The 21,724-nt window shown below is 45.1% G+C and carries 21 protein-coding genes; 4 read left to right on the top strand and 17 right to left on the bottom strand.

All coding sequences use genetic code 11. The annotated features are described in order from the left end of the window. Positions 1-32: 32 nt before the first annotated feature. The 6 genes from GT360_RS11620 to GT360_RS11645 form a co-directional block, all read right to left on the bottom strand. Positions 33-203, bottom strand: a complete 171-nt coding sequence (locus tag GT360_RS11620) for a XapX domain-containing protein (RefSeq protein ID WP_164649033.1) — start codon at positions 201-203, stop codon at positions 33-35. 293 nt (positions 204-496) lie between these two features. Then, on the bottom strand, positions 497-1,759 hold the full coding sequence (locus GT360_RS11625) for a NupC/NupG family nucleoside CNT transporter (protein WP_164649034.1): 1,263 nt from the start codon (positions 1,757-1,759) through the stop codon (positions 497-499). A gap of 216 nt (positions 1,760-1,975) precedes the next feature. Further along, a complete protein-coding gene (locus tag GT360_RS11630; RefSeq protein ID WP_239502551.1) occupies positions 1,976-2,749 on the bottom strand; it encodes a TatD family hydrolase in 774 nt (257 codons plus the stop codon). Beyond that, positions 2,739-2,861: a DUF5363 family protein gene (locus GT360_RS11635; protein ID WP_164649035.1), complete on the bottom strand. Its 123-nt coding sequence runs from the start codon at positions 2,859-2,861 to the stop codon at positions 2,739-2,741. Before GT360_RS11635 ends, GT360_RS11630 begins: the two co-directional genes overlap by 11 nt. A 45-nt stretch (positions 2,862-2,906) precedes the next feature. Next, positions 2,907-3,680 carry a peroxide stress protein YaaA gene (gene yaaA / locus GT360_RS11640; RefSeq protein WP_164649036.1) on the bottom strand — a complete coding sequence of 258 codons (774 nt, stop codon included), beginning with the start codon at positions 3,678-3,680 and terminating at the stop codon, positions 2,907-2,909. Positions 3,681-3,782: 102 nt separating this feature from the next. Beyond that, on the bottom strand, positions 3,783-5,225 hold the full coding sequence (locus GT360_RS11645) for an alanine/glycine:cation symporter family protein (RefSeq protein WP_164649037.1): 1,443 nt from the start codon (positions 5,223-5,225) through the stop codon (positions 3,783-3,785). A 765-nt stretch (positions 5,226-5,990) separates the two neighbouring features. On the opposite strand from GT360_RS11645, the gene GT360_RS11650 reads away from it, so the two are divergent. After that, positions 5,991-6,170 (top strand): DUF3545 family protein, encoded by a 180-nt coding sequence (locus GT360_RS11650; protein WP_164649038.1) that lies wholly within the window; start codon positions 5,991-5,993, stop codon positions 6,168-6,170. Between the two features lie 85 nt (positions 6,171-6,255). Here the strand turns inward: GT360_RS11650 and GT360_RS11655 are convergent, their stop codons facing one another. The 3 genes from GT360_RS11655 to nfo all read right to left on the bottom strand — a co-directional run bounded on the left by GT360_RS11655 (position 6,256) and on the right by nfo (position 8,839). Continuing rightward, entirely contained in the window at positions 6,256-6,807 is a 552-nt protein-coding gene (locus GT360_RS11655; protein ID WP_164649039.1) for a hemerythrin domain-containing protein, read from the bottom strand. Between the two features lie 96 nt (positions 6,808-6,903). After that, positions 6,904-7,599, bottom strand: a complete 696-nt coding sequence (ung, locus tag GT360_RS11660) for a uracil-DNA glycosylase (protein WP_164649040.1) — start codon at positions 7,597-7,599, stop codon at positions 6,904-6,906. Positions 7,600-7,966: 367 nt separating this feature from the next. Next, positions 7,967-8,839, bottom strand: a complete 873-nt coding sequence (gene nfo / locus GT360_RS11665) for a deoxyribonuclease IV (protein WP_164649041.1) — start codon at positions 8,837-8,839, stop codon at positions 7,967-7,969. A 326-nt stretch (positions 8,840-9,165) separates the two neighbouring features. Between nfo and grcA the strand changes: the two genes are divergently transcribed. Then, positions 9,166-9,543 carry an autonomous glycyl radical cofactor GrcA gene (gene grcA, locus GT360_RS11670; RefSeq protein ID WP_164649042.1) on the top strand — a complete coding sequence of 126 codons (378 nt, stop codon included), beginning with the start codon at positions 9,166-9,168 and terminating at the stop codon, positions 9,541-9,543. A 176-nt stretch (positions 9,544-9,719) separates the two neighbouring features. On the opposite strand, the gene thrC is transcribed toward grcA, so the two are convergent. Genes thrC through thrA form a run of 3 tightly spaced genes read right to left on the bottom strand, consistent with a single transcriptional unit; the run spans position 9,720 to position 14,426 of the window. Continuing rightward, entirely contained in the window at positions 9,720-11,000 is a 1,281-nt protein-coding gene (gene thrC, locus GT360_RS11675; protein ID WP_164649043.1) for a threonine synthase, read from the bottom strand. Continuing rightward, positions 10,997-11,965, bottom strand: a complete 969-nt coding sequence (thrB, locus tag GT360_RS11680; RefSeq protein WP_164649044.1) for a homoserine kinase — start codon at positions 11,963-11,965, stop codon at positions 10,997-10,999. The genes thrC and thrB overlap by 4 nt, the downstream gene beginning before the upstream one ends. 1 nt (position 11,966) lies before the next feature. Continuing rightward, on the bottom strand, positions 11,967-14,426 hold the full coding sequence (thrA, locus tag GT360_RS11685; RefSeq protein ID WP_164649045.1) for a bifunctional aspartate kinase/homoserine dehydrogenase I: 2,460 nt from the start codon (positions 14,424-14,426) through the stop codon (positions 11,967-11,969). Between the two features lie 472 nt (positions 14,427-14,898). Between thrA and GT360_RS11690 the strand changes: the two genes are divergently transcribed. Further along, positions 14,899-15,366, top strand: a complete 468-nt coding sequence (locus GT360_RS11690) for a hypothetical protein (RefSeq protein ID WP_164649046.1) — start codon at positions 14,899-14,901, stop codon at positions 15,364-15,366. Here GT360_RS11690 and GT360_RS11695 read toward each other — a convergent pair. Both GT360_RS11695 and GT360_RS11700 read right to left on the bottom strand, forming a co-directional pair. After that, entirely contained in the window at positions 15,349-15,873 is a 525-nt protein-coding gene (locus tag GT360_RS11695) for a putative 4-hydroxy-4-methyl-2-oxoglutarate aldolase (protein WP_164649047.1), read from the bottom strand. The two genes, GT360_RS11690 and GT360_RS11695, sit on opposite strands and share 18 nt — an antisense overlap. A 31-nt stretch (positions 15,874-15,904) precedes the next feature. Further along, positions 15,905-16,303 (bottom strand): DUF3293 domain-containing protein, encoded by a 399-nt coding sequence (locus tag GT360_RS11700; protein ID WP_164649048.1) that lies wholly within the window; start codon positions 16,301-16,303, stop codon positions 15,905-15,907. A 324-nt stretch (positions 16,304-16,627) separates the two neighbouring features. Between GT360_RS11700 and arcA the strand changes: the two genes are divergently transcribed. After that, positions 16,628-17,344, top strand: a complete 717-nt coding sequence (gene arcA / locus GT360_RS11705) for a two-component system response regulator ArcA (protein ID WP_164649049.1) — start codon at positions 16,628-16,630, stop codon at positions 17,342-17,344. Positions 17,345-17,437: 93 nt separating this feature from the next. On the opposite strand, the gene GT360_RS11710 is transcribed toward arcA, so the two are convergent. From GT360_RS11710 to mnmL, 3 genes are all read right to left on the bottom strand, one after another. Then, on the bottom strand, positions 17,438-17,884 hold the full coding sequence (locus tag GT360_RS11710; RefSeq protein ID WP_164649050.1) for a hypothetical protein: 447 nt from the start codon (positions 17,882-17,884) through the stop codon (positions 17,438-17,440). Next, on the bottom strand, positions 17,884-20,235 hold the full coding sequence (gene arcB, locus GT360_RS11715) for an aerobic respiration two-component sensor histidine kinase ArcB (protein ID WP_164649051.1): 2,352 nt from the start codon (positions 20,233-20,235) through the stop codon (positions 17,884-17,886). Before arcB ends, GT360_RS11710 begins: the two co-directional genes overlap by 1 nt. 75 nt (positions 20,236-20,310) lie before the next feature. Further along, entirely contained in the window at positions 20,311-21,249 is a 939-nt protein-coding gene (gene mnmL, locus GT360_RS11720) for a tRNA modification radical SAM protein MnmL/YtqA (RefSeq protein WP_164649649.1), read from the bottom strand. Positions 21,250-21,724 lie beyond the last annotated feature (475 nt).

The raw sequence follows: 21,724 nt of genomic DNA on the forward strand, positions 1-21,724 counted from the left end.
GTGGCACTACAATCTATGATTGTGGTGTCTGTTTAGCCAAAGAATCGTTCCACGATCCACTGGTATGAAATACCGCCAAGATAAACCCCAACAATACCCATAACACCAGAAAGTACTGGTGGAGCGGGAATGGGTAGTTTAATCGCAGTAAAGAGTACTCCGACAACAAATCCAGCAACGGTAGCAAGGATAATTTCGTTCATGTGTATCACCTGTCTGTTTCTATACCCATAGAGTATAGAGTTTTGTTGCCTGACTGTAGCTTCACGAAAAAAGCAAACGGTTTGTATCTCAAAAAATATCACTTAAACAATATGCGATGAAGCCTTTTCCAGTAAGGCTTTATCACGCAAACGTTCAACTGAAAATCATCCAATTCGAGCAGCGGGAAAGTGCTGAATTGCATTGGTAGACCCCATAAACAAAAAAGCCCCGCAGCACGTGAATGCTACGGGGCGATATTTAAATGGCGTCTATATACTCTATCTCTACTTGATTAGAAAGATAGGAAGAAGCCAGCAATTGTTGCTGCCATTAGGTTCGATAGCGTACCCGCAGCAACCGCTTTAACACCCATACGAGCGATGTCAGCGCGACGGCTTGGTGCTAGACCACCTAGGCCACCTAGTAGGATTGCGATAGAAGAAAGGTTCGCAAAACCACACAGAGCAAATGCAATAATAGCCGCTGTCTTCTCTGACATTACTTGACCAGTCGCTTCAACGATTTGAGCGCCTTCACCCACGTATGGTACGAAGTTTAGGTAAGCAACGAATTCGTTAACAACCAGTTTCTGACCGATGAATGAACCAGCAAGAACTGCTTCGTCCCATGGTACACCGATTAGGAATGCTAGTGGAGAGAAGATCCAACCTAGAAGTAGTTCTAGAGTTAGGTTCTCCATACCGAACCAACCACCAACGCCACCAAGGATGCCGTTAACTAGAGCGATTAGACCAATAAACGCTAGTAGCATTGCACCCACGTTTAGAGCAAGTTGTAGACCAACAGATGCACCGCCAGCTGCTGCATCGATAACGTTAGCAGGCTTGTCTTCTCCGCCGTCGATGTCATCGCCTAGCTCGTCGTTTGGAGTGTCAGTTTCTGGCTTGATGATCTTAGCAAATAGTAGACCACCAGGTGCTGCCATGAATGATGCTGCAACTAGGTACTCTAGAGGTACACCCATAGAAGCGTAACCAGCTAGTACACCACCAGCAACAGAAGCAAGACCACCACACATTACAGCGAATAGCTCAGATTGAGTCATGCGCGGTACGAATGGACGTACAACAAGAGGTGCTTCAGTTTGACCAACGAAAATGTTTGCTGCTGCAGACATAGATTCCGCACGAGAAGTACCTAGTGCTTTTTGTAGACCACCACCAAGAACTTTGATGACCCACTGCATGATACCTACGTAGTAAAGTACAGAAATAAGTGCAGAGAAGAAGATTAGTGTTGGTAGTACTTGGAAAGCAAAGATGAAACCGATACCGTCAACAGAGAAGTTAACTAGGCTACCGAATAGGAAACCTGTACCGTCTTTACCGTAGTCAATTACGTTCTGTACACCTGCTGAGAAACCAGCAAGTAGGTCACGACCCCAAGGTACGTAAAGAACGAAACCACCGATTAGGAATTGGATAGCGAAAGCGCCACCAACAGTTCGTAGATTAATAGCTTTGCGGTTGTCAGACAGTAGTAGCGCGATGCCAAGCAGCACTGCCATACCAACCAGGCTCATAAACAGGCTCATAGTTTATGATTTCCTTATAGGTTATTTATTAGGCGTATTAGATAATGAAGCTCAAAAGCGGGGCAATTATACTCATCCCTGATGGCAGAAAGTAATGCCACCCTCACACTTTCTGAGAAGATTCATGACACGCTCACTCAATATTGTGATCAAGATCACGCAAACGTTTAAATGACCGTTCTATCGATACAGAAAGTTTAGAGAAATTTCACATTTTTAAAACAGAGAAGTGGTGTTTTGCCAGATCTTTTGCGCAATCGTTTGCTTTTCAATTTGCTTAAGCTCTGAAAGTGTGCTGAGGATCACAGGTAAACGTTTGGGGTGGTTGGGTTGGCCCTGAAAATGGTTAATCGGCATGTCTGGAGCGTCCGTTTCGAGCGCAATGCACTCTAGTGGTAACTCACTGATTGCATTGCGTGTTTTATTTGCCCTTGGATAGGTAATGATGCCACCGACACCAATGAGTAACCCTTTTTCAACAAATTGCATTGCCTGTTGGAAGCTGCCTGAGAAGCCATGCAGAATGCCTCCGAATTGGGCTGGTTGCTGCTTCAAAATATGCAATAAATCGTTGTGCGCTTTTCGACTATGCAACACGACGGGAAGTTGTAACTCGTTCGCCGCTGTAAGATGAGATTGCAGGACTTGGCGTTGCAAAGCGAAATCTACTTCGACCATTTTGTCGAGTCCGCACTCGCCAATGGCAATCGGTTTGGTGTGTGTGGTATGGAAGTGAGTCACAATGTGATCGACTTGCTCAATCGAGCATTCCGACAAAAAATATGGGTGGCAGCCAAGCGCCCAGTCGATTTCGTTGTAACGCCTTGAAAGGCTCTCCAAGCGAGACCAATTACTTTTGCCAATCGCGGGAATAAGCATTCGTTTTACACCCGCCTGCCGAGCCTGAGTTAGATGGGCATCAAAGTCACCAGCAAAAACGTCAAAGTCAAAGTGGCAATGACTATCAAATAGCGCAATCTCAGTCGTCATGCGCGGGGTCTTTTTTGTGGGGGACACAACTACGCTTGTTTTCTGGTGTTAATCCTAATGACTCGCACCAGCGATCATATTTCGCTATCCATTTTTTCAACCAATGCCACATAATTACCCCGCCTATGTATCAATCAGCCTAGAGCCTTATCGTGTCTTACTGCTCTTCGCGTTTAAACACTAACTCTTTATCGCTGCTCTCTTCCTCACTGAAGTAATAGCCTGCGACATCAAACTTGGTTAGTTCCTCTATCGAATCAACTTTATTGTCAATAATATAGCGCGCCATCATGCCGCGTGCTTTTTTGGCGTAGAAGCTGATCACCTTATATTGACCATTTTTGCAGTCCTTGAATACCGGTGTAATCACGGTTGCATCCAGCTTTTTCGGCTTCACAGCCTTAAAATACTCATTCGATGCAAGATTGATCAATACATTATCCCCCTGCTCTACGATAGCTTGATTAAGCTTATCTGTAATGATTTCTCCCCAGAACTGATACAGGTTCGTTCCGCGGGCATTGACAAGCTTGGTTCCCATCTCTAGGCGGTATGGCTGCATCAAATCAAGCGGCTTGAGTAAGCCATAGAGCCCAGACAACATACGCAGATGCTTTTGCGCGTAATCAAAGCCCGCCTCGTCAAGACTCTCCGCCTCTAATCCTGTGTAGACATCGCCTTTAAAAGCCAGGATCGCTTGACGCGCATTGTCTTGAGTGAATGTCTCACTCCACTGCTCAAAGCGAGCCACATTCAGACCCGCAATTTTATCGCTAACCTTCATCAGTGCCGACACATCACTCGGAGTCAGTTTGCGACACTCTTCAATTAGCTGCGCAGAATGTTCTATCAACTCAGGCTGCGTAAAGCGCTGAGTCGCGAGTGGTGACTCGTAATCTAAGGTTTTAGCTGGAGAAACAACGATGAGCATGACGAAACTTCCTTTATGATCTTTTTTATTGTTACTTAGAATATAAAAAAAGCCATGCTGTGTCTGCATGGCTTTTTCAATCGTGTTAATCGGTTTTAACGATTAAGCATTTTGTTTTTCTTTCGTGTTGTCCCAAATACCGTCTTCAAGCTGAGAGCGCAGCTCTGGGTACTCGTTAGCATCAAAGGTAGGCACTTTGCCTTCAGAAAGCTGCTTGTTGTAGTCTTTCGCAAGCTTAACCACGATGCCTGACAGCAATAGAATCGCCACCAAGTTAACAATCGCCATCAGACCCATTGATACGTCCGCTAGCGCCCAAACCACGGGTAGTGATGCTAGAGCACCGAACATAACCATGCCTAGTACAACAATACGGAACAGACCAAGACCCGCTTTATGATTGTGCTCAAGGAAGATTAGGTTTGTCTCCGCGTACGAGTAGTTTGCAATGATCGACGTAAATGCGAAGAAGAAGATAGCAACCGCAACAAAGATAGAGCCCCATTCACCCACTTGTGCACTTAACGCGCGTTGGGTCAACTCAATACCTGTTACTGCTGTCTCTGTACCTAGATACTCACCTGACATCAAAATGATAGCAACCGTAGCTGAACAGATGACAACTGTGTCTACGAAAACGCCAAGCATCTGTACATAACCTTGTGACGCTGGGTGCGGTGGATAAGGTGTTGCTGATGCTGCTGCGTTTGGCGCAGAACCCATACCCGCCTCGTTTGAGAATAGACCACGTTTGATACCGTTAATCATTGCCTGTGCAATGGCGTAGCCCAGACCGCCCGCTGCTGCTTCTGTCAGACCAAATGCACTCTTAAAGATAAGCATCAATACATCTGGCAGTTTTTCCAGGTTTGTCAGCATGATGAACAGAGCAAGAAGAAGGTAAGCCAGAGCCATTACTGGAACGATAAGCTCTGCGGTGCGAGCGATTCGCTTGATGCCACCGAAGATAACGACGGCAGAAAGAACCACGACGGCAATACCCACATACATTTGGTCCCAACCAAATGCGGTGTTCATTGCACTTGCAATTGAGTTAGCTTGAACTGCGTTGAAAACCAGACCGAAAGCGATGATTAGGAAGACAGAGAATAGAACCCCCATCCAACGCATGCCCAAGCCTTTCTCCATGTAGTAAGCTGGACCACCACGGTAGTTACCATCGTCATCTTTCGTCTTGTAGAGCTGAGCTAGCGTACTTTCAGCAAACGAGGTTGCCATACCTAGCATCGCGATCAGCCACATCCAGAAGATTGCACCCGGACCACCCACAGTAAGCGCAACGGCTACGCCTGCCATGTTACCGGTGCCGACGCGAGCAGCAAGGCTAGTACAAAGAGCTTGGAAAGAAGAGATGCCTGCATTGTCGGCTTTACGGCTATTACGTAAAACGGAGAACATATGGCGGAAGTGGCGGAACTGGATAAAGCCCAGTCGAACGGTAAAGTAGATACCTACGCCAACAAGAAGATAAACGAGAATCGATCCCCAAAGAAGATCGTTCATCAAATTGATTATGTCTGTCACTGTAACCTCTCATAAGGGGTTAACGTCAATGAGTTGTCATGCAAGATTGCACTACATCAACGCTGATTTCCCTGTCATTAGCGCACTTTGATGCGATATGAGTTTATATTTGTAGAATTTTTGACGGCGCGATAATGCGCCTACCCTCCACAAAAATCAATATGCAAGTGATCTTACATTAAGCCAAATCGCACACTTTAGTAACATCAAGCAAACATGTGGGTGACGAATTATATTTATATTTTTCATCTCTTGCGCGTTTTAGATTTCAAACTCTAAATTAAAAGCTCCATGCAGAAGGACACAATGCGGCAAACCCCGTTACTCTCTGGCTTTGAGCGCAAATCATAAAAAAGCTTAGACGCTGAAGTTCGATATTTCATCGAAAAGAAAATTTAGACGTGCTTCAAGCTCACAAGCACAAAATCCCTACTGGCATTTAACATGGAAGCGGCATGGAAATTTTTTTCGAGCAAACGTTCAAGTGATTAAAAAGCAGACAAAAACACCCGCTATTTCGGCATTTCCACTCACAGACCTTGCACTTCAAGTGCATAGAAAAGACAAAAATGTGTGAAATGCTCATCAAAAGTGTCGTAAAACTTTCATCTCAAGGAAACAAATGAGAAATAAATCAAAGTTAGCTTGGGGAAGTTCATGATATATCGTTAGTGTCGCTAGGGTGATGACAACACCTTTAAAGCCCTATTTAGGACATCATCGAGTAATAACAACATTCGCTAGGAACAACGTCAGAGGTAGCATATGGAAGGCTTGCAATTTGATGAACAGCTAGATATTGAAATCCCAGTAGTAAAGGCGTCACGCTCTAAACCTATGAAAAGAAAGTGGCGTGAAATCGAGGCTATTAAAGATAGACAGCGATTACAGAAAGAGTTAATTGATATGGATATCTCATTCGACATCGAAGAACTCGACTACTAACAAGATACAAAAAGGCACCGGTTTTAGTTAGCTATGATTTAGTTAACTAAAACCGGTGCCTTTTTACTCTTATTCCAATGCTAAGTTACACGCACTCTCGCTCTCCACGACGCACACGATCCGCCAACAGCATATACTCATCGGCAATGGTGTCACCAAATACAGGGTCACTCTCCTCTCTATCCCATTGGCTTTCAACCGCTTGCCAGTCTTGTGACGTAAATGAGTTGGCAATAAGAGGTAAGATAGAGTGCTCTTCAAATTCTAGGTGCTTGCGCTGAGTATCGAGAAAATCCTCTAGCTGAGCAATAAACACATCTTGTGGTATCACAGCATCCGCTAAAATCATCTCCAATGTGTCCAAGAAAGCATGAGATTTTTCAGACAGCATGACATGGTCTTGCTCTAAGTTCTCCATCTCCTGCTCATGACCGTAGTGCTCCATATAGTAATGGTAAAGAATATCTTCTTTTGGGTGATGAACAGAGTTGGAGTGTTTGGCAAGATAATCCACTATTTCGCGGATAAGGCTATAGTTGACCGATTGCTCTTCCTTAAGGGCAACGAGTTTTCTGCGAAGCATGGCTAACAGTCGGATCATATAGCCATGCTCACGCCTAATACGTTCAATCATCATGATGTCTCTCCTTAACACCTACTTTTAGTAAGTATATAGGGGGATAGACAACTTTTGATTGACAGCGTTCAATATTTGAACAAATACCCACTAACTTTAGAAGCCTAGGCCTAGCTGCTCATCTGCTAACTCCCCTAGATGCCAATCTATCTCAGCTTTTCCTTGCTGACTGAGCAGTTCATTCGCTTTAGAGAAGTGCTGACAACCGAAAAAACCTCTATGCGCCGACAGTGGAGAGGGGTGAGGAGCACTCAATACATGATGCTTTTGCGTATCGATGAAGCGGCCCTTTTTCTGAGCATGTGCCCCCCACAACAAGAACACAACGCCTTGTTGTTGAAGGTTGATCGTTTCAATCACTTTATCGGTGAAGGTTTCCCAGCCACACTTAGCGTGAGAGTGCGCTTTCCCTTGCTCTACGGTTAACACCGTATTGAGTAGTAACACACCCTGCTTGGCCCAGCTCTGTAAGTAGCCATGCTGAGGAATCGTAAAACCTTCGATATCGCTGGCGAGCTCTTTATACATGTTGGCCAGTGATGGCGGTGTTTTGACACCCGGAAGAACAGAGAAACACAATCCATGTGCTTGGTTAGGCCCATGGTATGGGTCTTGTCCCAAAATCACGACTTTGATCTCTGAGAAGGGCGTCGCATCAAAAGCACTAAACACGTCCAAAGGCGGAGGAAAAACCACCTTACCTGACTTCCTTTCTCCCTCGACAAAAGCGAGAGCTTGTTGAAAGTAAGGTTGCTGTTTTTCTGTGTCTAAAATGTCTTCCCAGGTAATCATGGTCTGCCTTATTTACTCAACTGAAGGTTACTTAGTTAACTTCACTAAAGTGTAACCCGAAGCAAAAGGCAGATCATTCCTTACCTACTGAGATAAAGACGAAAGCGACGAATGATGGTATTGATTGCCAGCCAATGGATCTGGCTTATCGCCTAGAAGGCTGCGGAGTTCGGTAGTGACCACGTCCAGTAACGTGACGATTTGGAACGGCGGTTTTGTGTCCTGAAGAGACGGTTCGTGGTGAGGAAAATCTTGCTGCTGTCATACTACTTTCTCCTTAACAACGATAACACTCGTGATCGTTATAGCTCTATTTGCACATAAAGAGATGAAAGAACAGTGCCAACTTTAGCTCACCACGAAGATATTAAATTGATCTTCCGTCACGAATCGCAACAATCTCTTGCGGCCAACGCTCAGAGTCAATAGTTTCAAGGATTAACGGCATATGATCAAAGCGAGGATCTTGTGAAATAAAGTCAAAACAAGACCAACCAATGTGCCCTTCTCCTAATGAATGATGTCGGTCAACTCGACTACCAAGTGGCGTTTTTGAATCATTTATGTGCATTGCCTTAAGAAAGTGCATCCCTACCACGCGGTCAAACTCAGCAAAAGTCGCTTCACAGGCTTGGTCTGAACTTAAGTCATAACCCGCAGCAAAAGTATGGCAGGTATCTAGGCAGACACCGACACGTGCTTTATCTTCAACACGCTCAATAATATAGGCCAAATGCGCAAAGTCCCACCCTAGGTTCGAGCCTTGGCCCGCTGTATTTTCAATCACAGCGATAACATTAGGTACCTGCTGATGGGCCAGGTTTATCGACTCTGCAATTAAATCAAGGCAAGCCTCTTCGCTGATTTGCTTCAAGTGACTTCCCGGATGAAAGTTAAGCAGAGTTAAACCAAGCTGGTTACAACGCTCCATCTCATCAATGAAGGCTGCTCGCGATTTCTCTCGTTTTTCTGGCTCAGGATGACCAAGGTTGATTAAGTAGGAGTCGTGTGGAAGGATTTTCTCGGCAGTAAAGCCAAATAACTCACAGCGCTGCTTAAACACCTTGATTGAATCTTTAGTCAGAGGTTTCGCTACCCATTGACGCTGATTCTTTGTAAATAGAGCAAACGCATTCGCTCCAATCTCTTTCGCTCTCAGTGGGGCATTCTCTACACCACCCGCCGCCGACACATGAGCACCAACCCACTTACCAGATTGGATACTTTTTACTTCTAACATTTGATCTCTCTATAATTACATGTCGATTCAATAACACGCCTTTTGACGGCCTTTTGATTAAAATTCCAGCCCCAAAATGTAGTAAACTTACTACAAAATCAGTATTTAACTATTTTTTATGTTTTAAAATCTTTTAGAAACCCTATACTATACGAGGTTTTATTGATTTAGAACAAAAAAACAAACTTAAAAAAGTTGTGGTTTTTTGTTGTTTTTTGACTTAAATCAATATTAAAATAGTGGTTATCCGCTATATAATACGTAGCTCAATAAGAATTCTGAAAACAAACATCAAAAATTTCCACAAGATGGACTAGGAGAAAGTCATGATCCAAGGTATTCAAATCACTAAGTCAGCTAACGATGATCTACTAAACTCAATCTGGCTACTAGACAACGAGAAGAACGAAGCTCGTTGTGTTGTTGCTAACACTGGTTTTGAAGCAGACCAAGTAATCCCTGCTGCTGACCTAGGTGAGTACGAGTCTCGCGAAGTTGCTATCGAAACTGCACCTCGCATTGAAGGCGGTCAACACCTAAACGTTAACGTTCTTAAGCGCGAGACGCTAGAAGACGCAGTTAAGCACCCAGAGAACTACCCACAGCTAACAATCCGTGTATCTGGCTACGCTGTACGTTTCAACTCTCTAACTCCAGAGCAGCAACGTGACGTTATCGCTCGTACATTTACAGAGTCTCTATAATTTTATAGATATCTGTTGAGAAAAGATGTAAAAACGGCGCTCATTGAGCGCCGTTTTTTTGCGTTGAACAAGCAGAAAATAGTACAGAGGTGAAGTAACTCTATTCTGTATTTGAAGGATAACCCAAGCTTTCCAATATCAGCCAAGGCTACCCTTTCTCTTTCTCTTTCTTGTATCTACTGTACGCGTCGAAGCACTTCCTTCAGCGCGTCAAAGTCATTTGCTAGATCTTCCGACAGCAATTCCATCGCAGCATGCTTAGCCAGCGGGCCAGGCAGTTCGATATCAGCGTCGAGAATATCATCAACGACCTCTTTAAACTTCGCTGGATGCGCTGTACATAAGAACAGACCTGTTTCATCTTCAGCGAGTTGCTCTTGAAGCACTCGATAAGCAATTGCACCGTGAGGCTCGCACAAATAACCTAGGTCATTCAAATCTTTAACAGATGCTGCACTTTGCTCATCCGTCACCGCGCCTTTGCCCAATGTCTCCAAGCCCCACTCTTTTACGCCGCAAAGCTCTTCGATGCGAGGCCAGTTATTTGGTTGGCTCACGTCCATCGCGTTAGATGTGGTGGCCACTGTCGGCTTGGGTTCCCACTTACCGGTTTCTAGATAACGTGGCACCGTATCGTTCGCATTCGTCGCTGCAATGAAGCGCTTAATTGGCAGGCCAAGTGCTTTCGCTAATAAACCGGCAGTCAGGTTACCAAAGTTACCGCTTGGTACCGAGATAACTAGATTCTCACGCTGCTCTTTCGTTAGCTGAGAGGCGGCTTCAAAGTAGTAACAGATTTGCGCCATCAAACGGCTGATATTGATAGAGTTGGCTGAGTTTAGGCCAATTTCTTCACGTAGAGCTTGATCATCAAATGCTTGCTTAACGAGTGCCTGACACGCATCAAAGTCCCCATCGATAGCAACGGTATGAATATTTTTACCCAGAGTACAGAACAGCTTCTCTTGCAGTGGACTGATCTTACCTTTTGGATACAAGATCACCACATTGATGTCTTCCATACCATAAAAGGCATGAGCAACCGCCGCACCAGTATCGCCAGACGTCGCAGTTAAGATCGTGATTTTGCCGCCGTCAGAGACTGCCGCTAGCGATTGAGCCATAAAGCGACCACCAAAATCTTTAAACGCTAGCGTAGGACCGTGGAAAAGCTCTAGAGCATAAACGCCCTCTTTCACCGCTTTGATTGGCGCTGGGAATTGAAACGCTGCATCAACCATTGAGTTAACCTGGTCTTGAGGTAACTCATCACCGATTAATGCCGATAGTATCTTGCCGCTTCGTGAAACGAAGTCTTCCGCTAACAAAGCATCAATATCATCAAACTTAGGCAGCTCTGATGGGAAGAATAACCCCTGATTGCGGCCTAAACCTTGGCGCACAGCTTGGCCAAAGGATACTTGTTCATCGTTCTCTTTTATATTGTACAGCTTCATAGCTCACTTCCTGTCACTCTCGACCCCATTTGATCCAAACGGCAAATGTGGACGAATCCTTCATCATTTTGTACGTAATTTTGTTCTAGCCAGCGTGCAACACGCTCAGCCACATCTTTTTCTTTGCAAACACTAAATAGAGTTGGGCCACTTCCTGAGATACCTGTCGCTAACGCACCGGCACTGACTGCATACTGTCTCGCCTGAGCAAAACCTGGCAGTAGTTTCTCTCGGTATGGTTCTGCAATGACATCCTTAATCATTTTAGCGGCCAATTCCGGCTGACCAGAATGGCACGCATGAATGAAGCCCGCAAGATGTCTACCGTGTGCAATCACATCTTGGCGGCGGTATTGAGAAGGCAAAATAGAACGCGCTTCTGCAGTCGATACCTTGATCCCCGGGTAGGCCATCACCCAGTGCCACTCTTCAAAGCTTGGCACTGACTGACTGATCACCCCTAACTCTTCGAGCATGAGTTGCAATCCACCAAGATAGCAAGGAGCTACATTATCATAATGCACGCCACCAGAGATCTGACCTTCCATCTCGCCCATTAAAGCCAGAAGCTCCATTTCATCCAATGGTTGGCCGTGAAAACGATTTAACGCGTCCAAAGCTGCAACAATGGAACATGCGCTAGAGCCTAGCCCCGAACCAATCGGCATGTTTTTCTCTAATGTCATCTCAATGGGCAGCAATGCTTGTTTCTTTTTCTCGAGCTCACGTGCAAATACACGCCAGCAATCGAAGACAATATTCTCTTTTGGGTTCTCTGGCAGCTTATCGACAAACTGTCCTGACGTATGGAGTGCAAAAGGCTCATCACCCATAGTGACATGAACGCGGTCACCGAGTAGCGTACCATCGAGAGGGGACACTGCCGCCCCCAACACATCAAAACCTACGCTCACATTACCGATAGAAGCAGGGGCGTATACAACGACATCTAAACCACGACTCATATTAAACTCCCAGCTTCCAGCCAAGTGTACGCATCACATCGGAGAATACGCCCGCCGCCGTCACTTCAGTACCCGCGCCGTATCCGCGCAGTACGAGTGGGATCGGTTGGTAGTAACGACTGTAAAATGCTAATGCATTCTCACCATCTTTTATCTTATACATTGGGTCATTTTCATCTACTGCGGCAATTCGCACTTTACAGCGACCATCAAGAATTTCACCCACATAACGCAGCACTTTCCCTTCTTCTGCCGCTTGGGCTGACAAGTCACGGAAATAACCATCAGCTTCTGGAAGACGTGCCATAAACTCATCGATAGAACCTGAATCATCAAAGCCTGGTGGTAGGGCCTGATCGACTTCTACATCCTCTAGCTCTAAGTTCATACCTGCTTCACGTGCAAGGATCAGTAGCTTACGCGCGACATCCATACCGGATAAGTCATCACGAGGGTCTGGCTCAGTAAAGCCATTTTCTTTCGCAATATTCGTCGCTTCACTTAGCGTCATTCCCTCATCTAGCTTGCCAAAGATGTAGGAGAGTGAACCGGATAAGATGCCGTTGAACTTCTCTAGCTCATCACCGGCGGCAATCAGGTTCTGTAGGTTCTCGATAACCGGCAGGCCTGCACCGACTGTCGTTTCGTACATCAGTTTGCGACGAGAGCTGCGAGCAATATCGCGTAGCTGATGGTAATACGCCATACTTGCGGTGTTCGCTTTCTTGTTCGGTGTCACGACGTGGAAACCCGCCGCTAAGAAATCAGCGTACTGATTGGCAATCTCTTCGCTTGAAGTACAATCAACCAGCACTGGGTTAATAATGTGGTTACGCTGAACATGGGCGGCTAGCGCAGCTACAGAGAAGCGCTCAGACACATCTTTCATACGATCGCGCCAGCTCTCCAGTGGTAGACCATCACCATCTAACAGCAAACCTTTGCTGTTGGCTAAGCCACAAACACGGATCACGATGCCTTTCTCGGCGAGCTTCTCTTGCTGGCGCTCGATTTGGTCCACCAGCTCACCACCAACACCGCCCACACCGACAACAAAGACATCGAGGAAGTGTTTAGAGTTGAACAAGTTTTCGTGACAGGCTTTGATCGCTTCAGAGATCTTATCCTCTGGAATAACGGCTGAAATCGCGCGCTCCGATGAGCCTTGAGCAATAGCAACAATATTGACATTCACTTCTGCAAGTGAGGAGAAGAACTGTGAAGCAACGCCGCGTGAGGTGCGCATACCGTCGCCCACTAGAGTGACAATCGCTAGATCATCGATAAACTCAACAGGCTCTAACAAGCCATCTTTAAGCTCTAGTTCGAAACAATCAGCCAGAGCACGCTCTGCCCTAAGTTTGTCTTCTGATTCAATACAGAAACTGATGCTGTATTCTGATGAAGATTGAGTAATCAGCACGATCGATACGCCTGCTGCAGACATAGCGCCAAACACTCGGCTTGCCATACCCACCATGCCCTTCATACCAGGGCCTGAGACGTTCACCATCAACAGGTCACTTAGCGTTGTGATTCCCTTGATAGCGAGGTTATCTTCCCCAGTATCCTGCCCGATTAGCGTACCCGCACCTTGTGGGTTAAAGCTGTTTTTAATCAAACAAGGAATATGGAACTGAGCAATAGGAGCGATGGTTTTAGGGTGTAGAACAGAAGCGCCAAAGTACGATAGCTCCATCGCCTCTTGGTAGCTTAGAGATTTTAATAAACGAGCATCATCCACTAATCGTGGGTCGCAGTTATAAACGCCATCAACATCTGTCCAGATCTCACAACAATCTGCGCGTAAACACGCCGCAAGAACGGCTGCCGAGTAATCAGAGCCATTGCGCCCCAATGTCACTAACTCACCTTTGTCATTACCGGCGGTAAAGCCCGGCATGATGTTGACATGACCTTTTGGTAATGGATGCACTCGGAAGTTTTGTGATGAAAGCTCAACATCGACCATAGCTTCAAGGGAAGGCCCCTGAGCGATTAAATAACTGACTGGATCGATCAAGCTCGCGGGCTGGCCCTTCGCTTCTAACACTGCCTTCATCAGTTGAACTGAGGCGCGCTCACCTTTAGAAATAATGCGAGCGTTTACGTTATCAGGGCACATGCCTAGCAGCGCAATACCATGCACAAATTGGCGTAAGTTTTCCATTGAATCCGCAACGACAGACTTAAAGCCCTCGCTGTTGAGTGAACCTACGACTGCTTCAATCTCACCAAAGAGATCAAAAAGAGAGGACTCAACTTCATTTATCTGCTGGTCAACCTCACCACCGTTTAGGGCAGAATCGATGACTGCAACTAGCTTATTTGTTGTCTTACCCGGCGCCGACAACACCACGGCAACCTCTTCTTGCTGTGCGTTGTTGGCAATAATATCAGCCGCTCGTAAAAAACGATCCGCATCGGCTAATGATGAGCCTCCAAACTTTAATACTCGCATCCCTTCACTCCAAGTTGTCAATTTTGCTTATAAAAAAAGGCCTGTATCTTCTTGGATACAGGCCTTTTTTTGAAAAATTCTTCGTTCAGCAGCCTGCCCCAACAGTAATAATGTCGGTAATCATCGTGGTTGCAATAATTAGGCTGTGCTGCATTAACATCGTGGCTATTAAATCTACATTTCCTTTAACTGTTTCTATGAGTACCGTACTTTTTAGGTTCAAGTCAATGGTTTATTTTATCTCATTGCGATTTTACTCAGCTTTTGCAGTCAATCGGCCTGTTAAGAGTGTGTTTTGAAGAGTAATCCGAGTCAAAACTGCACCTTGTCATTGCATCCTCGTATCATCAATTTGTGCGATTGAGTCAGTTTTATCGCCGATAACACCAATTTTTCTAAATATTCATCGTCGGCTATCCTAAACTGTGCTTTACTAACTATGCAGTGGACAAGGAAATCAAGGAGAATAAAAATGCGTAAACTTACGTCGCTTTTTTGCGTTTGTTCTTGTTGTGCTTTTTCCTTTTCTGCATGGGCTGTAGAGTTGCCTAAACTGCCTGCAAACGCCTCTGTGTCTAATCACAAAATCTTCGTCAACAGCCACTCTTCACAAGCTTACAGCCAAAGTATGAGTCTCGAGAGCGGCTATTCCTACAGTATTTTCGAGAACTTTGACGTCTACGTTGGTGCCCGACTTAATGAAAAAGACAACGGCTTTTTAAGCGGCGTAAGCTATTCCGTCACAGACAGAATATCGGTACGCGGCAGCCTACACAGTTATAAAGAAGTGGACGCAGGTGACAACAGTGAGACCGAACAAGGGCTCTCAGCTGAGTTAACAAGTCGCTTGCGCCTGAGCGAGAATATCGATGTGCATGCCACCCTTGACTACCAAGAGTGGCAAAGTGGATTAGAGGTCGGGTTAGGTTTCCGTTTCTAAGCTTGGGAACTTATTAAAAACTCTATTCAAGTCGAGCTCCTGCTCTGCAATGAGAATACCGTTCCAATCTGCATAGATATAATCACCCGGCTGAACCATATAGTTTTGCATCGTAATGGTGACATTCACCTGCCCCAACCCACGCTTCTCGGTTTTAAACGGGCATGCGGCTAACGCCTTCACACCAAGATCCATTTCAGATAGGGCGGCGACATCTCGTATTGCTCCATACACGATGACACCCTCCCAGCCATTTTCAATCGCCAAAACAGCTAACTCATCTCCCATCAGTGCTTTTTGGCAAGAACCATTACCGTCAACAAATAAGACTTTTCCATGTCCTGGCTGAGATAATACTTCTCGTACTTTGGAGTTATCGTGGTAGCAACATATTGTTACAACTTCGCCCCAAAACGCACTGCGCTGCCCAAAGTTCTGTAATGGTAAGCTCAGTAGCTGAACTTGTTCAGCAAAGTGGTCACAAATATCTGGTGTAATATCTTTCATACATCCTCCTTGAAGTAAAAAGTGAATTCTTTTAGGGCAAAAAATCATCGATTTCACCGATGTAAATCAGCTGTTTATCGACACTATAAACCAGAAAAACCTGCTTTTTATCTACCCAATAGATCGCATTTTGTTGATACTTCTCAGCTAAAGTCAGTCCTCCTTTCAAGCTGATATCGACCCAATATGACTCCTCAAACCAATCAAAATTTTCGTTTCCTACCAATAACTTAAACATTCTAAAGTGCTCTAAATCACTTTTAAGAGCATGGTTTCTTTGATGGTTCTGAAATTGCGCTAAACGCACGCTTCTCGGATTCCATGCTGTGATAATAACGGCAGTGTCACCTCGCCAATCAGCAAGGTCCTGTTCCGATAACCTAAAGCAAACATTTACATAAGCATTCAGTAGTGGATTGGTCATATTCATTACCATTCTTTATAGCGTGCCCTAAATTTGATTGATATTGCTTAACAGTTGACTATTGACTCAAATCAAAAAAATGCAGGAATTTAACATCTAGGCATTGTTAGAATGCTGTTAAATCTATAAAATCCGCACATCATAATCTGACTGGAATGACCATTCGTTTGTCAAACCTTCAGAATACAAAGGCTCCAAGGATGGCGGACCGCCAAAGAGCATGTTTTTTTAACAACTTTGGTTTATTATTAGCAATTATTAGATTATCTGTTAATCAATTGCATATTTTTTTATTTTTAGCATTTATATAGACAAGTTTAGGAACCGCCAATGCAGACTCCGCAGATTCTTATCGTTGAAGATGAGCAAGTGACTCGCAATACGTTAAAGAGTATTTTTGAAGCAGAGGGATATGCTGTTTTTGAGGCAAGTGATGGTGAAGAGATGCACCAAGTGCTTTCAGCACATCGCGTAAACCTCGTAATCATGGACATTAACCTACCTGGTAAGAACGGTCTTCTTCTCGCTCGTGAACTTCGTGAACAAGCAAACATCGCTCTTATGTTCTTAACAGGTCGCGATAATGAAGTTGATAAAATTCTTGGCCTAGAGATCGGTGCAGATGACTACATCACTAAGCCATTTAACCCTCGTGAACTGACTATTCGTGCTCGTAACCTTCTAAGCCGCTCAATGAATGCAGCTGCTGCACCAGAAGAAAAACGCGCAGTTGAAAAGTATACGTTCAACGGTTGGGTTCTTGATATCAACAGCCGCTCTCTTGTTAGCCCAGCTGGTGAAAGCTACAAACTACCTCGTTCGGAATTCCGTGCACTACTGCACTTCTGTGAGAACCCAGGTAAGATTCAGACTCGTGCTGACCTTCTGAAGAAGATGACTGGTCGTGAGCTTAAGCCACACGATCGTACGGTAGACGTCACAATTCGTCGTATCCGTAAGCACTTCGAATCTGTATCAGGTACACCTGAAATCATCGCAACGATTCACGGTGAAGGCTACCGTTTCTGTGGTGAGCTAGAAGAGTAATCTTCAGTCTCAACAGACACCAAAAAAGCGCTGGTCAGTGACCAGCGCTTTTTTTGTCTTTCAGCATTCACTCATTTTTTAACTAACGACAGCTTAGTAAACCACTTCAACAGTAACACCTTGCTCTGATACCCAGCTCAAGTTACCTTCTTGTTCAAAGTAGACAAAAACATCAACCGGTTGCGTCTCTGAGAGTTCGATGGGTAGCGCAAACGCGATTTCCCACTGAGACTCGCTGTAGCCGCGCAGCTCAAATTGATCAGCTGTGAGCAAATAGCTATCTCCACCCTGATGCAGTGTAATACGATCGATATCGAGCTCTGCTGGCAGGCCCTCTTTTTGCTCAAGAACCAGTGAACCATGTAGATTAAATTCTGGATTATCCCCAAAGGTCGGCATCTTGTTAAACCATAGAGCGCTTTTCAATGACACTGATTGACTATACACCGCCTCTTGAGCCGAGGATTCCTGTTGGCTATTCATTGATTGACATCCAAATAGCGCCGTTGACGCCATAACTAAAGCCATTGTTTTTTTCATTATGATTCCTTCTCCATCAACCATTGTCTAAGAATGGCGATATTGTTCTGATAGTCAGATTTAATCTTACCCACCCAGTCATCAATATTTTCTGACCAAGCTGGAAAATCTGGAGTCTGCGCTTTTTGCGCAATACTTTGAATATATTTTAGACCGATTGAGCCAGCAGCACCTTTGATTTTATGTGCCTCTGATACAATGCCTTTCTTATCCTTTGCGGTCATATTGGAGTCTAAGATATCAATGTACTCTGGCATTGCCTCTTCAAACATCTTGATACTGTCCAAAACCGGTTGCGTACCAACAATGTCAATGTAAGAGTTCAACATCTCGAGATCGAGCATTTCTCCGTATTGACTACTGTCGTAACTGGAAAGTTCCGTTGCCACCTCGGGTTGACACTCTGTTGCAACATCCTGTTTAAAGCAGAATTTTGTAATCACGCTGTGTATCGCTGCCACTGAAAGCGGTTTGCTTATCGCGTCATCCATGCCTTGTTTGAGATATTCTGTTTTGTCTTTAATCACATTTGCTGTGAGGGCGACAATGGGAGGTAGGCACGCATACTGTTCTCGCAAGGTTGCCGCAATATCAAAACCACTCATATCAGGTAGTTGGATATCAAGCAGCACTAGATCATAATCCGCAGGGTCAAAGCGTTCTAAAGCTTCCTCCCCCGTCATTGCAACCGTCACTTCATGTCCTAGGCTTTCGAGTAAGGATTTAGCCACAGTCACATTGAGTTCGATATCTTCAACCATAAAGATATTCAAGCTGCGCTGCTCAGTTAATCCCAGAACCTCTTCTACTGGAGCCTCAGCAAGCGGTACTTCGATATCAATAGTAAATGTACTGCCAAAGCCTTCTTCACTCGACGTGGTGATGTCACCATTCATCATATTGATCAGCAGTTTTGAGACTGCAAGTCCTATCCCTGTACCTACCGCATGAAGATTATCCTTACCGGACTTCACTTGATAGTACATAGCAAAAATCTTCTCAATCTCTTTCTCTGGAATACCAATCCCGGTGTCTTCGATCTCTATCGTAATATGTGCTTTATCTTCACTTTGAGAGGCACTGACGTTCATCACCACGCCCCCTTCTTTGGTAAACTTCATCGCATTACTGATCAGATTCCAAAGCACCTGCCTCAAGCGTGTACCATCCACTTCAATCATATGCGGCAGATCCGTCAAGCGCTCAAGATCAAAGCGTAGGTTTTTCTGCTGTGCCATCAGCGCGGCAATACTCTCTATCTCCACCACAAAATCTTCAAAATTGACTGGCGTTGGTAGGAGTTCGAGCTTGCTGCGGTCAAATTTATCCATATCGATAATGTCATTAAAGATATTGCCTAAGGTCACTGCACTAACATTAATCGTCTGCAGGTGTTTACGCTGCTCTTCATCTAACTGAGTATCGAGCAGCATTCGACTTAAGCCAACAATACCGTTAAGCGGTGTACGTAACTCATGACTGATGGTAGAGATAAAGGTGGTTTTGTCACGGCTGGCTTTTTCGAGCGACTCTTCATGACGCTTGCGTTCCGTAATATCACGGCCAAAACCGACCAATCCAAGGTGACGGCCACTTTTGCTATAGAAAGGTACCTTACGCAGTTCAAAGTATGCTTTTCTTCCATCTGGGTACTCTAGCCACTGCTCATAGGTAATGGGCTTATTCTCTGAAAAGACTTTCTGGTCGGTATCGACGATATACTCTGCCGTCGCTTTGTCGTAGACATCCCATGGTGTCAAACCCACTAATTCTCGTTCAGACTTACCGATCAACTCCTCCATCGCGCGATTACACCCTGAGAACAGTCCCTCGGAGTTGCGGTAGTAGATGAGATCGGGAGAGGTATCGATAAAAGAGCGCAATAATGCCGTGCGTTCTGCAAGCTCAAGCTGTGTTCTCTCACGTTGGTAGACCTCATTTTCCAGATCTACCATCGCTTCTTCACGCGCCTCTTCCGCGCGGATACGCTCCTCAATCTGTTGGTTAAGCTTGGCAATATTCTGCTGCAGTTGATAATTCAACTCTTGGTCTCGGCTACGCATATCTTTGAGTTTGGAGACCAGTTTAGACAAGCGCTGACGAGACTCTTCGAGCTGATCAACAACCACGGAGAGAAAGTAGACGGCCCACGGGGTGATCAAAAGACCAAAGAAAACGGAACGGACAATGTCTAAGTCATCGACATTGCCCTCAAAGAAGAGCGTTATCCCTACCTGTACCACAACGGCGAGAGCCACTAACGCAATAGCCAACAGCATCGAAAAACGTACGATGCCGAGTTTGACTAACAAGTCGACGTAATACTGGGCAAGTCCTTTTATTTGCTTCATTAACGGCTCCAAACCTAACTGCACTGTGGGCTAATGTAACACCCTAAAAGTTAGGTTCAATGCTTTCGTTAATGTTTAGTTTTTTACTGGAGGCTGATACACAAAAGGACGATCAATTAGGCTGCCTTGTGCACCGTGTTTATCCAATGAGCGACCGATTTCTGTCATCGCCAACCAGCGGTTTTCACACCAAAGCGGAGACAACAAGGTCGGACGGCGCGCTGAAGAGGAGACGCGGTGAAAGACCACCTCAGGTGGGGTCATGCGAACCATTTGAGAGGCCGTTTCAACATAGGTTTCAAGTTCGGGAGCTTCAAGACGACCCGCACGCCAGGCTTTTGCCATGGTGCTCCCTTCTACAATGTGCAAACCATGCAGCTTGATGCCATCGGTACCGACGGCTAACACCTTTTCGAGTGTCTCTATATTGTCTTGATGCGTCTCTTTGGGTAGCCCGACAATCAAATGAGTACACACTTTGATCCCAAGCGAGCGCGCTCTTTTGGTCATCTCTTCATAACATTCAAAGTCATGGCCACGGTTTATGCGTTTGAGGGTGTCATTGTTTGCGGTTTGCAATCCAAGCTCGAGCCAAATCTCATACCCTTGCTCTACGTAGCCCGCGAGGAGGTCTAAAACCGCATCAGGCACACAGTCAGGGCGCGTACCGACACACAGGCCAACAATATCAGCTGCCGATATTGCCTCTTCGTACATGTTCTTGAGAACTTGCACTTCTGCATAGGTATTTGTGTAGGCTTGAAAGTAAGCCAGGTACTTTTTCGCACGCTTTACTTCGCCTGCGCGATCTTGCAATTGAGAGAGAATTGACTGCTGTTGTGTCTCTTCATCAGCAAAAGAAGCGACGTTACAAAACGTGCAACCACCCCGGCCAATCGTACCGTCACGGTTTGGACAGCTAAAGCCACCATGGAGAGTCAGTTTATGGACTTTTTCGCCATATCTGCGTTGCAGGTCTTGGCCGATAGTATTGACGAGTTCGTGTAATTGCATCATTTCACCTGTTAATAAATCTCAATTCGATTTATGAAAGTAAATTACATCCCTGCAAGCGAAGGTCGCGCATAATACCACCAGCATAAGAAAATGAGGATAGTTGAAATCAATAAATATTCACTGACTACTGCACACACCCCATTGTTACTCATTTGTTGCGACTTTTATGACAAATATTTTGTGTGCTAGAGCCAGTTTTGATTGCCAAACTCCTATACAAAATTGTAGGATACTTACACGTTTCCGATAATTTTGTAATTTGACAGACAATATTAAAAGACGAAACGTACGGTAGATACTGCAACCCACCTATATAAATCACTAGAAAGTGATAAAAAACTTAGCAATATCTCCAAGGATTGTTTTTCTCGCAAAATTTTTCCTGCGAGGAACGGAATGGAATCAGGCTGCCTGCATGGCAGTTGATCATCATTATTAAAAAGGAATCGACCACTTAGAACCCATAAAGCGG

Origin of the sequence: Vibrio astriarenae (genome assembly GCF_010587385.1) — a bacterium.
Taxonomy (GTDB): domain Bacteria; phylum Pseudomonadota; class Gammaproteobacteria; order Enterobacterales; family Vibrionaceae; genus Vibrio; species Vibrio astriarenae.